Raw genomic sequence first — 14,807 nt, 5'->3', positions numbered from 1 at the left:
TGAGAAGGGTGGAGAGGCGGGCGTGGATTGAGAAATGTTCGAGGAATGCCCGTCGATGGCCGGGGTATTCGCCTGCTTGCCGGGTGATGTGCCGGCGCAGGTAAACATGATCGATTGGGAGGGGCGCAGGATGGTGACGACGGCCGTACGGACCGCTGGGCAGGCGGTGGGCGTTCCGGAGATCGCGGACCCTTCCAGGATCGCACCGAAGGACGCGCGTGAGTTGTCGAAGCAGTTCTTCGACCGGCTGACGGTGCTGGCGGAGGGGACGCCCGAGTACCAGTACGCGCGCAACACGCTGATAGAGATGAACATGTCCCTCGTCCGCTACGCGGCCGGCCGGTTCCGCAGCCGGGGCGCGGACGAGATGGAGGACATCGTCCAGGTCGGCATGATCGGCCTGATCAAGGCCATCGACCGGTTCGAGCTGTCCCGCGAGGTCGAGTTCACCTCCTTCGCCGTCCCCTACATCGTGGGTGAGATCAAGCGGTTCTTCCGCGACACCTCCTGGGCCGTGCACGTCCCGCGCCGGCTCCAGGAGGCCCGCGTCCAGCTCGCCCGCGCCAACGAGGAACTGCGCAGCCGCCTGGGCCGGACGCCGACGACCAAGGAGCTGTCCGAGCTGATGAGCCTGCCGGAGAGCGAGGTCGTCGAGGCCCAGCTGGCCTCCAACGGGTACACCTCGGCCTCCCTGGACGCGACGATCGGCGGCAGCGAGGACGGCGAGGCCGCGCTCGCGGACTTCATCGGCAACGAGGACGCCGCCCTCGGTCTGATCGAGGACTTCCACTCCCTCGCCCCGCTCATCGCCGAGCTCGGCGAACGCGACCGCAAGATCATCCACTGGCGCTTCGTCGAGGAACTCACCCAGGCCCAGATCGGCGAGCGTCTCGGCGTCTCCCAGATGCACGTCTCCCGGCTGATCTCCCGACTCCTCGGCCGGCTGCGCGAAGGCATGCTCAGCACCGCCTGACATCCGGGACCCGTCGGCCGGACGGCCGGCGGGTCCCGTCGTCGCGCTCAGCGCGTTCCCTTCCCCCGTGATGGATCGGTCGCCCAGGAATCCCAAACAGTTGCCGTTTGACAACTATGCCCGTGAGACAACAAAGTAGCCCAGTCGTACCGCACGGGGAAGGATCCGCAATGTTCCGGTGGGCGGAGATCGCTCCGTGTGCCGGCCACCCGAGCCCCGTCATGCCGGAGCGATCGGTGGTCCGGCCCTGCGCTCAGGCCGTCCGGTCGCCGGCGCGCGGGGCGTCGTCGTGTATCCGCGACGCCGCCGTGTCGCAGAACGCCTCCAGCCCTTCGAGGAGGGCGGTGCGCTTGGTGGCGGGCATCCGCTCCAGCACCGCCTGCAACTCCTTCTCCCGGCGCGCGCGCAGATCGTCGAGGAAGGCGCGGCCGCGGTTGCTGAGATGCAGCCGCACCTCGCGCCGGTCGGCGGGGCTGATCGCGCGCTCGACGAAGCCGGCGGCCACCAGCCGGTCGCAGAGCCGGCTGGTGGACGGGGGCGTGGAGGCGAGAGAATCGGCGAGTGTACGCAGATTGATCCCGTCGTGGTGCTCGAGCATCAGCAGCACGCGCATCTGGGACGGAGAAGCCGGCGCGGTCGATGCCCGGCCCCACAGGACTTCCAGCAACTCCACGGCCGTCAAGGTCACGTGGGCGACCTCGACAGGCTCTGGGCGGGGGTGGAAGACAGTCACCGTCACACTCTCGCAGGCACCTGGGACGGTTGCCAGCGTACTAGGTGCCGGTATTGGCAAGAGATGGTTCGGACGCCGGCGCGGCTCGGCCCGGGCGGGATCCCTATATGTCCGCCGAAGGATGGGTGTATTCAAGATCGTGAACAGATTTGTGACCGCTGAGCGTGCTCTGCGCAGGGCGGCCCCGGACGAGTTGCTCGACGCCGTGCGCCGGGTGCTGGCCGAGGAGTACGCGGCGGAGTCCGTCGAGCTGTTCCTGGCCGACTACGGCCTCACCGTCCTGCAGCCGGTGTCGGAGCTGCCGCACACCGCGGAGCCCGTGTCGTTGCACAACAGCACCGTCGGCCGTGCCTTCGGCGCGCAGGAGCCGTTCGTGGAGAGCGCCAAGGGCGGTTCCGTGCGCGTCCATCTGCCGGTCACCGTGCGCGGAGACCGGCTGGGCGTGCTGTCGGTCGCCCTGCCGGACGGGGATGTCGCGCCCGACCTGCTGGGAGAGCTGGCGGACATCGCCGAGGTGCTCGGACACGAGGTGGTCGTGGCCGAACGCGACACGGACGTGTATCTGCAGGCGAGGCGCAAGGACCGGCTGACGCTGGCCGCCGAGATGCAGTGGCAGCTGCTGCCCGGCCGCTCCTGCGCCCGGCCCGAGTTCGAACTCGGTGCGCAGCTGGAGCCGGCCTACGCGATCTACGGCGACAACTTCGACTGGTCCGTCACGGCGGACCGCCTCATGCTCTACGTCACCAACGGCATGGGGGAGGGCATCGAAGCCTCCCTGCTGACGAACCTCGCCATCAACGCCCTGCGCAACGCCCGGCGGGCCGGTATCGCCCTGCTCGACCAGGCCGCGCTGGCCGACCAGGCGGTGTACGCCCACTACCGGGGGCGCTGCTATCTCTCGGTGCTGATGTTCGACTTCGAACTCGCCACGGGCCGGGCGAAGATGGTGGACGCCGGCTCCCCGCAGCTGCTGCGGCTGCGCGACGGCGTGGTCGAGCGCGTGACCTTCGAGGCGCAGCTCCCGCTGGGCATGTTCGAGGAGACCGACTACGTGACCCAGGAGTTCCAGGTGGAGCCCGGCGACCGGCTGGTCTTCGTCAGCGACGGGGTCTACGCGGTCGCCTCACCCCTGGGTGAGGCGTACGGGGACGCCGCGCTGGCCCGGGCGGTCATGTCCACCCGCCTGCTGTCGGCCGCCGAGGTGCCGCGTGCCATCCTGAGGGAGCTGACCGGCCATCGCGGACAGCCCGTGCCGCAGGACGACGCCCTGATCGTCTGTCTGGACTGGCGCGGACGCTGAGCCGCCGCAAGCGCGTGCCACCGGGCGCGCGAGCGTGAATGTGTCGATGCTGTGTCGTTTCCGGGGCACGTGCGGCATTAATGTTTGTCATGAGGCAATAATTGACAGAGTGGTGCCGGTCCTGGCGCGACGGCCTGTTCCAGTGGGAGATGATGCGAGTGTCGGAGCAGGCGACGGCCGAGTCGGTGGCGCGGGAGCTGGGAGCCTTCCTGGAGCGCCGTCGCGAGCAGATCGCCCAGCGCTGGGCGGACGCGCCTCTCTTCAGGACGGTCTTCACCGTCTCCCGGGACGAGGCCGTGGAGGCGGGCAAGGCCGTGGTGGACGCCCTGGCGGACGTCGCGTCCACCGGCAGGCTGGAGAACGTCGCGGCCCCCGGCTTCGACTCGGCGCGTGAGCAGCTCGGGCGCATGGCCGCCTCCCGGGCCCGCAGCGGATACAGCCCCGCCCAGATCGCGGACGAGGCCGCGGGCCTGCGGACGGCGACCGCCGATCTGCTGCACGGCGAGGCCCAGGACCCGTCCGGCGATGAGACGCGGGACGTCCTGCTGGCGCTCACCGTCCTGATGGGCACCCTGCGTCTGGTGATCATGGAGACGACGATCGGCGCGGGCGAGGAGCTGATCGCGCGGCAGCGGCAGCAGCTGCTCGAAGTGGCCACCCCCGTGATCAGCCTGTGGGACGGCATCGTCGCGGTGCCCCTGATCGGCACCCTGGACAGTGCCCGCAGCCAGGTGGTCATGGAGTCGCTGCTCCAGGCCATAGTGGAGCAGCGGGCCCGGTACGCGATCCTCGACATCACGGGCGTGCCCACGGTCGACTCGCTCGTCGCGCAGCACCTGATGAAGACGGTCGCCGCGGCCCGCCTGATGGGCGCCGAGTGCGTCGTCTCCGGTATCCGCCCGGCCATCGCGCAGACCATCGTGCACCTCGGCATCGACCTGGGCTCGGTCGTCACCCGCAGTTCGCTGGCCGACGCCCTGGCCTACGCCCTCACCCGGCAGGGCATCGAGGTCTCCCGCCGTGCGGCCGGTGTGAACCCGCGATGACCTTCCCCACCCCCTTCCCGGGCAGCCTGGCCGCGGTGCCGGTCCTGGTGCTGGGGGACACCCTGCTGGTCTCCCTCCAGGGGGAGCTGCACGACGGCGTGGCCGAGCAGCTCCAGCAGGACATCGCCCACCGGGTGGCCCACAGCGAGGCGACCGGTGTGGTCATCGACGTCTCCGGCGTCGACATCGTCGACTCCTTCCTCGGCCGCGTCATCGCGGAGATCGCCGCCAACGCCCGATTGCTGGCCGCCCGTACCGTCCTGTGCGGGATGGCGCCCGCCGTGGCGATCACCCTGGCCGAGCTGGGCCTGACCCTGCCCGGCGTGGTGACCGCGCTAGACGTCGACCGTGCCTTCGAGCTGCTCCGGCAGGACGCCTCCACAGCCGCCCCGGGCGAAGCTGCGGGGTGCACGTGACGCCGGCCTCCGATCCCGTCACCGCGACGAGCCTGCCCATCGGCTCGGACGCGGACCTCGCGTGGGTCCGCCATCAGGTGCGGCGGTTCGCGGCCGAACTCGGGTTCGGACTGGTGCAGCAGACCAAACTCGTCACCGCGGCCAGTGAACTGGCCCGGAACACCCTGATCCACGGTGGCGGCGGCGAGGCGCTGATCACCCCGGTGACCGACGCGCCGGCGCGCGGACTGCGGCTGTCCTTCAGCGACACCGGTCCCGGCATCCGCGACGTCGAGCTGGCCACGACCGACGGCTACACCACCGGCGGGGGCCTCGGACTCGGCCTCAGCGGAGCCAGGCGGCTGGTGGACGAGTTCACCATCGACACCACGCCCGGTGAGGGCACCGTCGTCACCCTCGTCGCCTGGGTCACCGGCGTGCCCGCCGCCCGGCCGGGGTCCGGATGACACGCGTGTGGACCGTCCCGGTGCACGACTCCACCCGCGTACGGGACGTCCGGGTGGCGACCGAGGAGGCGGGCTACCACGCCCGCCTCGACGCCCACCGCACCGCGGTCGCGGCCCTGGTGGCCACCGAGCTGGCGACCAACCTGCTCAAGCACGCCGGTGGCGGCACCGTGCTGATCAACCTCGTCGACCGTGCGACGGCGGGTGCCCGCGGCCCGGCCGTGCAGCTCGCCGCCCTCGACCACGGCCCCGGCATCCCCGACGTCGCCGCGGCCCTGCGGGACGGCCACACCACCAGCGAGGCGTCACTCGGCGCCGGCCTGGGCACGTGCCGGCGCATCGCCGACGTGTTCGATCTGTACAGCACCCGCCGGGGCACCGTCGCGGTGGCCCGCGTCCACCAGAACCCCGGGCCGCGGCAGACCCGCGACATCCGCGCGGCCGGTGGGATCAACATCCCGCTCGCCCGGGCCGAGTACTCCGGGGACGCCTGGAGCTGCGCCCGGTCGGGCTCCCGCACGACCCTGATGCTCGCCGACGGCCTCGGCCACGGAGCCAGGGCCGCCCACGCCTCCGACGCGGCGGTCGACGCCCTGCACGGCGCCGGGCACCTGCCGCCCGACGAGATCCTGCGGCACCTGCACCCCGCCCTGCGGCCCACCCGCGGGGCCGCCGTCGCCGTGGCCCAACTGGACACGGACAGCGGGGAACTGGCGTTCGCCGGGGTCGGCAACATAGGCGCCCGGCTGCACACCAGCGGCTCGTGGGAGCACCTCGTCTCCCACCCCGGCATCGTCGGCGCCCAGTTCCCGGCGACCGTACCCGTGCACCGCCTGCCCTGGCGGCCGGGCAGCCTGCTCGTGCTGCACAGCGACGGACTGCCCAGCCGATGGGTGCCGCCCGAGGACCCCGGCCTCCTCGGCCACGATCCGGCCGTGGTCGCGGCGACCGTCCTCCGGGACGCCAGCAGCGCCGCCAGCCCCGTACGCGACGACACCTGCGTGGCCGTCCTGGCCTGCGACCGCCCGGCCGGACGCCCGTGACCGCGCCGGACGCCCGGCCGGCGGGCCCCGACGACATCCCGCACGCGGAAGCGGTCCTGGCGGCGGACGCCGAGACTGCGGCGATCCTGCGCCGCCTGGACGAGACGGAGCGGCAGCTCCGCCTGCACCGCGAGGAACTACACCAGACCAACCAGGGCGTGCTGGCCCTGCACGCCGAACTCGACGCCGCCGCGCGAACCCAGCGGGCACTGCTCGACGCGGAACGAGCCGCCCGCGGCGAGGCCGAGAAGGCGCGGCGGCTGCTCACCTTCCTCGCCGACGCCAGCGCGGCCGTGACCGCGTCCCTCGACCAGGAGGACATACTGCGGTGCCTCCCGGAGCTGCTCGTCCCCGAGTACGCGAGCGGGGTCGACGTATGGCTCTTCGACGAACCGGCGGGCCCGGACGGCGCTCACTCCGCCGCGGCGGTCGCGGCCGCCCGCCACGACCGTCCCCAGCACGCCGGACCGCGTCCCGGCGCCCTCCCCGGCATCGACGACCTCCCGCCCTCCGCTCTGTCCCCGGACCGGCCGCTGCTGAGCATCCCCCTCACCGTGCGCCGCACCGCGGGGGTGCTCACCCTCACCGCGCCCGGCGACCGCTTCGACGAGGACACCACCGTGATGCTGGTCGAACTGGCCCGCCGCACCGCCATCGCCCTGGACAACGCCCGCCGCTACGAACAGCACCGGGACACCGCCGAAGTGCTGCAACGCGCCCAGCTCACCGACCTGCCCCCCACCGAGGGGCTGCGACTGGCGGCCCGCTACCTCCCCGCCACCCGGGGACTCAACATAGGCGGCGACTGGTACGACGCCTTCCCGCACCCCGACGGCAGCCTGCTGACCGTGGTCGGGGACGTCACCGGACACGGGCTGCGCGCCGCCGTCATCATGGGCCAGCTGCGCACCGCCCTGCGGGCCTACGCGCTCGAGGACGACAGCCCCGCCCGGATCCTCACCCGCCTGCACCGCATGCTGCGCCACCAGCAGCCGAACCTCTACGCGACCGCCGTGATCGCCCGGTTCCGGCCCGGCGACCCCCATGTCGTATGGGCCGCCGCCGGACACCCCCCGGCCGTGGTCCGCGCGCCCGGCGGCACCGTGCGCGTGCTGGACACCAGGCCCGGCGTCATGCTGGGCGTGCCCATCCCGTTCGAGTACGAGGACCACACGGCGGACCTGCCGCCCGGCTCGACGCTCGTCCTCTACACCGACGGCCTGGTCGAGCGGCGGACCCGGGGCATCGACCCGGGCATCGAACTGCTCGGCCGGACCCTGGCCGCACTGGACGAGTCCGTGCTGGACGACCTGGAAGGGTGCGCCGAGTCACTGCTCAAGCCCCTGGCGCACGACTCCGAACGCGACGACGACGTCTGCATTCTGCTGTGCCGCACCGCTCCGTCCTGACACCGGGGGGTCGCTCCCCGCGCGGGGGCGATAGCGTGGAGGTCCCATGGGAACAGGATGGAGACGCTGTGAATGCCGCCGAACCGGTCCCGTCCGAGGAAGCCCAGTTGCGCTCGGCACCGCCGCACGCCCTGGTCGCCACCGCCGGCCGGCTGCTGGCCGAGCGCTTCGGCGCCCGGGACGTGACGCTCCTGCTCGCCGACTACGGCCTGACGGTCCTGCAGCCCGTCACCCACCTGCCGCTGACGGGCGAACCGGTCTCCGCCCACGACGGCCCCGCCGGCACCGCCTTCACCACCCAGAACCCGGTGGTGGAGGTGACCGCCGACCCGGCCACGCAACTCGTCCACCTGCCCATCACCGTCCGCGGCGACCGCCTCGGTGTGCTCTCCGTCCAGGTCCCCGGCTCCGGCGCCGACCCGAGCACGGTGCTGCGCCTCGGCGACTTCGCCACCGGCCTCGGCCACGAGGTCGCCACGGCCGGCCGGGACACCGACCTGTACCTCCAGGCCCGCCGCACCCGCCGTCTCACTCTCGCCGCCGAGATGCAGTGGCAGCTCCTGCCGGGCCGCGGGTGCGCCCGCGACGAGTACGTCATCGGCGCCCACCTGGAGCCGGCCTACGCCATCGGCGGCGACAACTTCGACTGGTCCACCAGCGCCGACCACCTCACGCTCACCGTCACCGACGGCATGGGGGAGGGCATAGAGGCCTCCCTGCTCGCGAACCTCGCCGTGAGCGCGCTGCGCAACGCCCGCCGCGCCGGCATCGGCCTCGCGGACCAGGCCTGCCTCGCCGACCAGGCGCTCTTCTCCCAGTACGGAGGCAAGTCGTACGCCTCCACGCTGCTGCTCCGTTTCGACCTGGACACCGGCACGGTGCACGCCGTCGACGCCGGGTCGCCCCAGCTCTACCGCCAGCGCGGAATGACCATCGAACGCGTCGAGCTCGAGGCTCAGCTACCGCTCGGGATGTTCGAGGAGACCCTCTACGAGGAGCAGACCTTCCAGGTGGAGCCCGGCGACCGCCTGATCGTCATCAGCACCGGCGTCCACGGCACCCGCTCGGCGTCCGGAGAGGTGTTCGGGGAGGGCGTGCTGCGCCAGATCCTGGGCGCGACCCGGCAGACACAGCCGCACGAGGCGGCGCGGTCGGTCGTCGCCGGGCTGATCGAACACGTCGGCGACGAAGGTCTCCTCGCCGACGCCGCCGTCGTCTGCCTCGACTGGACGGGACGCGAGCCCGGCGAGGCGCCGTCCGGCCGCTGACGCTACGGCGTCTCCGGCGGCCGGGCGGGCCCCTCGCCCTGGGCACCGAGGAAGGTCCGCATGCCGCGGACCAGCGCCGACCGCTCCGCGGGCGCCATCGCCGCCAGCACGCCGGCCAGGGCCTGGGTGCGCCTGCGGGCCACGTCCGCCAGCACCCGGCGCCCCTGGACGGTGAGCCTGAGCTGCACCTCGCGGCGCCGGTGCGGGTGCAGCTCGCGCTCCAGCAGACCGGCCGCCTCCAGCCGGTCACAGAGCCGGCTGGCGGTGGGCAGCCCTATGTCGAGACGCTCCGCCAGGCCCGTGAGATTGGACTCCGGCGCCTTCTCCAGCACCCGCAGTGCCCGCAACTGGTGGAGGGACAGCCGTACGGCCGCCTCCTGGGCGGCGACGGACCAGAGGTTCGAGAGACACTCCACGGCATCGGCGATCGCCCGCGCGTCGGCGCTCGGATCGTCACCCGAGCCCCTGGCGCGGTCGTCGTCGCCGCCGGGAAGAGTCACGAACACATCACTTTCAGTAAGAACCGGGTGGTGCGGGGACAACCCATATTCCATCGCTGTACCCGGGGATCCGGTTCGCAACCGGTGTTCGCTCAGGGTTCCCGAGCGCGGGCCGGCGGCTCGGTGCGTCCACCGCGCCGCCGGACCCGGTGACTACTTCAGGTAAGGGCCGTCCGTGCCGATCTTCCCGGGCGCCGCGTTGGCGCCGCCCAGGTCGAGGACGTAGACCCGGAGGTTGCCCTTGCCAGAGGCCGGGACGGACAGGGTGCCGTCGCCGACGGTCACCGTCCTGCCGGTGACGGCCTCCTTGTAGGTGCCGTTGAGGACGCCGGTGAAGGTGGCGGCGTTGCCGACGGCGACCAGCGCGTAGCTGTCGACACCGGTGGCGGTGTCGGTGTAGCGCCGCTTGAAGGCCATGTCGCCGCTGACGCCCGCCGTGGAGTACTGGCCCATCTGGAGGGCGGGCACGGCCCGGCGGATCCGGTTGAGCCGCTGCAGGTGCTTGACCAGCGGCTGCTGGAGGGTGGTGGCCACGGCCCCGCTCGCGCTCGTGACCTCGGAGAAGCCGCCCGCCGTGACCTCGCCCGCCACCTTGTCGCCGTAGTAGGCGCGGCCGGTGGTGGCCAGGGGGCAGGTGGGGCCGCAGTCGATCTGCTTGCCGGCCTGGAACTCGATCTCCGATCCGTAGTAGAGGGTGGGGATGCCGCGGAACGTCCACATCAGGGACATGTTCTCGGCCCAGGCGTCGGTTCCGCCGTTGTAGCGCGTGCTCGACTTGTTCGGGCCGTAGTCGTGGCTGTCGACGTAGACGACGTTGTAGGTGGCGTCGTTGGTCGAGTCGTCGGAGTCCTTGCCGTTGTTGAAGGCGTTGGACGCGTCCCCGAAGTTGTTGTGCATGCGCATGTCGATGATGTCCATGCCGCTGAACCGGCTGTGGTCGGGTGCGTGGTAGCCGTTGCCGTCGAGGAAGGCGTTGGCCGACGTCGGCTGTCCCGCCGGGCCCAGATTCTCCTCGTAGTCGTACTGGTCGAGGGCCGCCTGGACGTCGTCGGAGGTGTACTCCTTACGCTCCTTCCAGGTGAAGAACTGCGCGGAGTGGTTGACCGAGCCGTGGTTCCACTTGTCGTTGACGAAGGCGGCGACCTCGCCGAAGACGAAGAAGTCCCTGGCCTTGTCCGCGCCGAACCTGCGGGTGACCTCGTCGTGGATCGCGGGCAGGAAGCGCCGGTTCCAGGTGACGCGCGGGACGTGGACGGCGGTGTCAACCCGGAAGCCGTCCACGCCCATGTCGATGTACTTGTCGTACGCGCCGATCAGGTACTGCTGCACGGTGGGGTTCTCGGTGTTGAAGTCGGCGAGGTCCTCGTGGATCCAGCAGGAACGGGAGTCCTCACCTTCCCAGTTGCCGAGCCAGCACTGGTGGTAGAGCGACGCGGGGAACAGTTTGTTGGTGGGGCTCGGCCACTGGCAGTTGTAGAGCGTGTAGCCCTCGGCGCTCTTCTGGCCGGTGGGCTTGCCCCAGTTGAGGCAGGTGTTGCCGCTGGGCTCTGCCGTCGACCACAGGTCGCCGTCGTAGTACGACTTGCCGGAGGCGGGCTCGACGGTCAGGCCGTCGTAGGCGAAGTCGCTGTTCGGCGCGTCGTAGTACCAGCTCCACTGCGCGTCGCGCACCCCGTACACGGTGGGCGTGAACAGGCCCTTGGCGCCCCACCGGGAGGAGTGGTTGTAGACCACGTCCTGGTAGATCTTCATGCCCTTCGCGTGGGCCGCGTTGATCAGGTCCTGGTAGGAGGCGCCGGCCGACTCCAGCCGGGGGTCGACCTTGTAGAAGTCCCAGCCGTGGTAGCCGTGGTAGTCGTAGTCCGAGCGGTTGAGCACGACCGGGGTGATCCACACGGCGGAGAAGCCGAGGGCCTTGATGTAGTCGAGTTTCTGGACCAGGCCCTTGAAGTCGCCCCGGAACATGGGGTCGTCGTTGGCCGCGTTGCCGGACTTCACGTGCTGGCTGCCGCCGCGGTTGTTGGAGCTGTCGCCGTCGTAGAAGCGGGCGGTGAGCACGAAGTAGACCGGGTCCTTGCGCGGGTCGCCGCTGAGCGGGGTGCCGGCGGCGGTGGGCGGCGGGGTCTCGCCGGTGGTGGCGCACTTCTCGGTGCTGGCGGCGGAGAGGTTGCCGGCCGCGTCCAGGGCCCGCACGGTCCAGCAGTAGGCGGTCTCCGCCTCCAGCCCGCTCACGGAGAGCACGGTGGAGGAGGTGTCGCCCACCGCCGGGCCCCGGCTGCCGCCGGTGCGGGTCACCTGGTAGCCCGTGACGCCGGTGTCGTCGGTGGCGGCGTTCCAGGTGAGCACGACGGAGGTGCCGGTGACGCTCGCGCCCACGCCCGTCGGCGCCGACGGAGGGGTGGTGTCGGGTTCGGCGGCCGCGCAGGGGTCGGTCGCGTTCGCCGTGACGGTGCGGTCCTTGACCCGTGAATTGCCCTTCGTGAGCGAATAGTTCGCGCCGTTGTCGTTGTCCCAGACACCGTTGCCGTTGTTGAAGGTGGCCTGCCAGGTGGTGGCGGTGCCGAGGTCGACGGTCTTCCTCACCCAGCCCGTGCAGGCGGGCTCCATACCGGTGCCGGGGGCGGTGGTCCAGCTTCCGCCGGTGGGCGCCCAGTGCAGGTTGACGGTGGACCAGCCGACCGCGGCCGTCGAGTACCAGACGGTCGCCGCGTTGCCCTGCGGGGGCTCGGCCGAGTCGCAGGGGTCGCTGTGGGCGACGACGCCGTCCTTGACGGTGATCGTGCCGGTGCCGAGCTGGTAATTGGCGCCGTTGGCGCTGTCCCAGACACCGTTACCGTTGTTGAAGGTGGCCTGCCAGGTGGTGGCGGTGCCGAGGTCGACGGTCAGCTTGACCCAGTCGGTGCAGGCGGCGGTCATACGGGCGCCGGGGGCGGTGGTCCAGCTGCCGCCGGAGGGCGCCCAGTGGAGGTAGTACGACGGCCAGTTCTTCGTCGCGGTCCAGTAGTAGACGGTCGCTGAGGTGGGGGCGGCCGAGGCGCACGGGTCGGTGGTGGTCACCTGGCCGCCCGACACGGCGGAGACGCCGTCGCCGAGGCGGTAATCGGCGCCGCCGTTGTTGTCCCAGGTGCCGGCGCCGTTGTTGAACGTCGCCGCCAGCCCGGACGCGCCGCCCAGGTCGACGGTCTTCTTGTACCAGCCCGAGCAGGCCGCCTCCATGGCCACACCGGGGACGGTGGTCCAGCTGCCGCCGGTCGGGGCGTAGTGGATGTCCACGGTGGACCAGCTCGCGGCCGGTTTGTAGTACACGGTCGCGCTGGTCGCGGCCCGGGCGGCGACGGCCGGCAGCAGCGCGGCCAGCAGGCCCGCCAGCGTCGCGAGGACCGCGGTGAGCGGTCGGCCGCGTCCGAGGGGGCGTCTTCTCCGGACGCGGGTGGGGGTGAGTGAAGACACGGCGGCTCCTGACAACAGAGGGGGAGACCCCCGGTGCCGGTCCCAAGCACCGGGGACGTGCAAGGAGTTGCTGAATCTTGCGGCAAAGTAGTGCAACGTTGGATCGCCGTAAAGGCCTGGCGCACGATCCATCCGGGGGCGGGTGCCGCCGGTGCCCCCGTCCGGGGGAGGGGGCGTGCGGCCGCAGGGGCCGTGCGGGGCGTGGCGTGAATTCGACGGCCGACTTGCTTCCATGTCGTATAGGGGAGCCGCCGGCCGATTGTTAGATGGTCATGGAACGGTTGACGGCCAAGAAGAGGCTGCTCTAAGCTCGAACTCAATTCGATCACGGTTCCGATCCTCTCCTGAGTGAATCGACCGTGATGGCAGGGGCAACGGGGGATTTCGTGGGCGCGAGAGCGACGTAGGGCGAGGCGTGTCATCGCGCCGTTCACTCACTATTCAACTTCTGACACCTGGCGTTGGTTGCTGACCAGGAAGGTCATGGCGTCTGCTTCTGCCTGCCCGTTCACCGGAAGCAGATGAATATTGAATTTCCCTTGCCCGTATCACGCTTGAGCCGGTCCGCACGGTTACCTTGCCACGACGGAGGACGACGCATGCGCTCCCACATACTCGGCCGCATCGAACTCGACCAGGAGCGGCTGAGAAAGGACCTCGACTACCTCGCCGCGGTCCCCACTGTGGAGGAGGAGTACGACGAGTTCAGCAACGGGTTCTGGAAGAACATCCCGTTGTACAACGCCAGCGGAGGCAGCGAGGACCGGCTCTACCGGGACCTGGAGGGCGCGCCCGCCCGGCCCACCCGGCACGCCGAGCACGTCCCGTACCTCGACGAGATCATCACCACGGTCTACGACCAGGACCGGCTGCAGATGGCGCGCACCCGGAACCTGAAGAACGCCATCGTGATCCCGCACCGCGACTTCGTCGAGCTCGACCGTGAACTCGACCTGTACTTCCGTACCTTCATGGTCCTCGAGGACAGCCCGCTGGCCTTCCACTCGGACGACGACACCGTCATCCACATGCGGCCCGGCGAGATCTGGTTCCTGGACGCGGCGGCCGTCCACTCCGCCGTCAACTTCTCCGACATCAGCCGGCAGGCGCTCTGCGTCGACCTCGCCTTCAACGGCTCCTTCGACGAGAAGGAGGCGTTCGCCGACGCCTCCGTCTACGCCCCCGGTGAGACCCCCGAACTCCCGGACCGGAAGCCGTTCACCAGGGAACGCGCGGAACGGATCCGCTCGCTGGCCGATGTCGTCGAGCGGGAGAACTTCCGGGACATCCTCTTCCTGCTCTCCAAGGTTCACTTCACCTACGACGTGCACCCCAGCGAGACCTACGACTGGCTCATCGCCATCTCCAAGAAGGCCGGCGACGACAAGATGGTCGAGAAGGCCGAGCGGATCCGGGATTTCGCGATCGGCGCCCGCGATCTCAGAGAGCGGTTCTCGCTCACCGCCTGGTGACGCAAGGGCACCATTGTGTTGTGCAGGGGTGGGAAGAAATAACTGGGGGAGAAAGTGATCGAGGAGATACTTCCGCGGGAAGTGGCCTCCGCGGAAGCATTCGAAGACGACCGGGGCAATCATCTCTTCAGTGAAGAGGAAGCGGCCGTAATGGGGGCCGTTCCCGCCCGGCGTCGGGAATTCACCACGGTGCGGCACTGTGCCCGTGCCGCGCTCGGCGACCTCGGAATCCCCCCTTTTCCCCTGCCACCCGGAACACAGCGCGCACCACGCTGGCCGGCCGGAGTCGTGGGCAGCATGACGCACTGCGCCGGATATCGCGCGGCGGCCGTCGCGCGGACCAGTCGCGTGCACTCCGTGGGCATCGACGCCGAACGGGACGAGCCACTCCCGGAGGGCGTCCTGGAGATGATCGGGCTGCCCGAGGAGCGGGCCATGGTCGGCCGGCTCGCCGCGCGGCATTCGGCCCTCTCCTGGGACCGGCTGCTGTTCAGCTGCAAGGAGGCCGTGTACAAGGTCTTCTTTCCGCTCGCCCGGCGCATGCTCGGGTTCGACGCGGTACGGGTGGACATCGCCGGCGGGGGCCGGTTCGGCGCACGCTTCCTGGTGCCCCCGCCGATGGCCGCCGGCCGGGCCGTCCCCCGGGTGACCGGGCGGTGGCTGCGCCGCGACGGGCTGCTCCTGACCGCCGTCGCCCTGTGCTGAGCGCACCGGCACGGATGCCGCGAGGGCGCCGGGAACCGTGTGTCCC

At 70.9% G+C, this 14,807-nt stretch carries 12 protein-coding genes and 1 pseudogene; 10 read left to right on the top strand and 3 right to left on the bottom strand.

Features of this window, described 5'->3' with window-relative positions; translation table 11 throughout:
* The first annotated feature begins 130 nt into the window (after positions 1-130).
* A complete protein-coding gene (locus tag ACFVVO_RS05945) occupies positions 131-973 on the top strand; it encodes an RNA polymerase sigma factor SigF (RefSeq protein ID WP_390052356.1) in 843 nt (280 codons plus the stop codon).
* A 253-nt stretch (positions 974-1,226) separates the two neighbouring features.
* Here ACFVVO_RS05945 and ACFVVO_RS05940 read toward each other — a convergent pair whose 3' ends face one another.
* A complete protein-coding gene (locus tag ACFVVO_RS05940) occupies positions 1,227-1,661 on the bottom strand; it encodes a MarR family winged helix-turn-helix transcriptional regulator (RefSeq protein ID WP_390052056.1) in 435 nt (144 codons plus the stop codon).
* Positions 1,662-1,845: 184 nt separating this feature from the next.
* On the opposite strand from ACFVVO_RS05940, the gene ACFVVO_RS05935 reads away from it, so the two are divergent.
* From ACFVVO_RS05935 to ACFVVO_RS05905, 7 genes and pseudogenes are all read left to right on the top strand, one after another.
* Positions 1,846-3,006: a PP2C family protein-serine/threonine phosphatase gene (locus ACFVVO_RS05935; protein ID WP_390052055.1), complete on the top strand. Its 1,161-nt coding sequence runs from the start codon at positions 1,846-1,848 to the stop codon at positions 3,004-3,006.
* A 152-nt stretch (positions 3,007-3,158) separates the two neighbouring features.
* A complete protein-coding gene (locus ACFVVO_RS05930) occupies positions 3,159-4,052 on the top strand; it encodes an STAS domain-containing protein (RefSeq protein ID WP_390052355.1) in 894 nt (297 codons plus the stop codon).
* A complete protein-coding gene (locus ACFVVO_RS05925) occupies positions 4,049-4,468 on the top strand; it encodes an STAS domain-containing protein (protein ID WP_390052053.1) in 420 nt (139 codons plus the stop codon). Before ACFVVO_RS05930 ends, ACFVVO_RS05925 begins: the two co-directional genes overlap by 4 nt.
* A complete protein-coding gene (locus ACFVVO_RS05920; protein ID WP_390052052.1) occupies positions 4,459-4,914 on the top strand; it encodes an ATP-binding protein in 456 nt (151 codons plus the stop codon). The genes ACFVVO_RS05925 and ACFVVO_RS05920 overlap by 10 nt, the downstream gene beginning before the upstream one ends.
* Positions 4,911-5,861 (top strand): annotated as a pseudogene (locus tag ACFVVO_RS05915) (SpoIIE family protein phosphatase); the annotation flags it as partial. The gene ACFVVO_RS05920 and the pseudogene ACFVVO_RS05915, both read left to right, overlap by 4 nt.
* Positions 5,753-7,366 carry a PP2C family protein-serine/threonine phosphatase gene (locus ACFVVO_RS05910; RefSeq protein WP_390052354.1) on the top strand — a complete coding sequence of 538 codons (1,614 nt, stop codon included), beginning with the start codon at positions 5,753-5,755 and terminating at the stop codon, positions 7,364-7,366. The pseudogene ACFVVO_RS05915 and the gene ACFVVO_RS05910, both read left to right, overlap by 109 nt.
* Positions 7,367-7,434: 68 nt before the next feature.
* A complete protein-coding gene (locus ACFVVO_RS05905) occupies positions 7,435-8,634 on the top strand; it encodes a PP2C family protein-serine/threonine phosphatase (protein ID WP_390052050.1) in 1,200 nt (399 codons plus the stop codon).
* A gap of 2 nt (positions 8,635-8,636) precedes the next feature.
* Here ACFVVO_RS05905 and ACFVVO_RS05900 read toward each other — a convergent pair whose 3' ends face one another.
* Positions 8,637-9,188, bottom strand: coding sequence for a MarR family winged helix-turn-helix transcriptional regulator (locus tag ACFVVO_RS05900; protein WP_390052048.1), 552 nt, complete (start codon positions 9,186-9,188; stop codon positions 8,637-8,639).
* A gap of 99 nt (positions 9,189-9,287) precedes the next feature.
* Positions 9,288-12,584 (bottom strand): carbohydrate binding domain-containing protein, encoded by a 3,297-nt coding sequence (locus tag ACFVVO_RS05895; protein WP_390052046.1) that lies wholly within the window; start codon positions 12,582-12,584, stop codon positions 9,288-9,290.
* Positions 12,585-13,183: 599 nt separating this feature from the next.
* Here ACFVVO_RS05895 and ACFVVO_RS05890 point away from each other — a divergent pair.
* Both ACFVVO_RS05890 and ACFVVO_RS05885 read left to right on the top strand, forming a co-directional pair.
* Positions 13,184-14,056: an aspartyl/asparaginyl beta-hydroxylase domain-containing protein gene (locus ACFVVO_RS05890; protein WP_390052044.1), complete on the top strand. Its 873-nt coding sequence runs from the start codon at positions 13,184-13,186 to the stop codon at positions 14,054-14,056.
* 54 nt (positions 14,057-14,110) lie between these two features.
* The gene (locus ACFVVO_RS05885) at positions 14,111-14,761 is read left to right on the top strand and encodes a 4'-phosphopantetheinyl transferase (RefSeq protein ID WP_390052042.1); all 651 of its coding nucleotides are present in this window, start codon (positions 14,111-14,113) and stop codon (positions 14,759-14,761) included.
* Positions 14,762-14,807: the final 46 nt, after the last annotated feature.

This window comes from Streptomyces sp. NPDC058145, assembly GCF_042884245.1.
Taxonomy (GTDB): Bacteria; Actinomycetota; Actinomycetes; order Streptomycetales; family Streptomycetaceae; genus Streptomyces.
The sequence above is the reverse complement of the archived record's forward strand: the minus strand, read 5'-3'. Positions and strand labels throughout refer to the sequence as shown.

Bases quoted from the DNA above. Each gene is read 5' to 3' on its own strand.
- ACFVVO_RS05945 (WP_390052356.1), top strand. From the start codon at position 131: ATGGTGACGACGGCCGTACGGACCGCTGGGCAGGCGGTGGGCGTTCCG.
- ACFVVO_RS05900 (WP_390052048.1), bottom strand. From the start codon at position 9,188: ATGGAATATGGGTTGTCCCCGCACCACCCGGTTCTTACTGAAAGTGAT.
- ACFVVO_RS05890 (WP_390052044.1), top strand. From the start codon at position 13,184: ATGCGCTCCCACATACTCGGCCGCATCGAACTCGACCAGGAGCGGCTG.
- ACFVVO_RS05925 (WP_390052053.1), top strand. From the start codon at position 4,049: ATGACCTTCCCCACCCCCTTCCCGGGCAGCCTGGCCGCGGTGCCGGTC.
- ACFVVO_RS05930 (WP_390052355.1), top strand. From the start codon at position 3,159: ATGCGAGTGTCGGAGCAGGCGACGGCCGAGTCGGTGGCGCGGGAGCTG.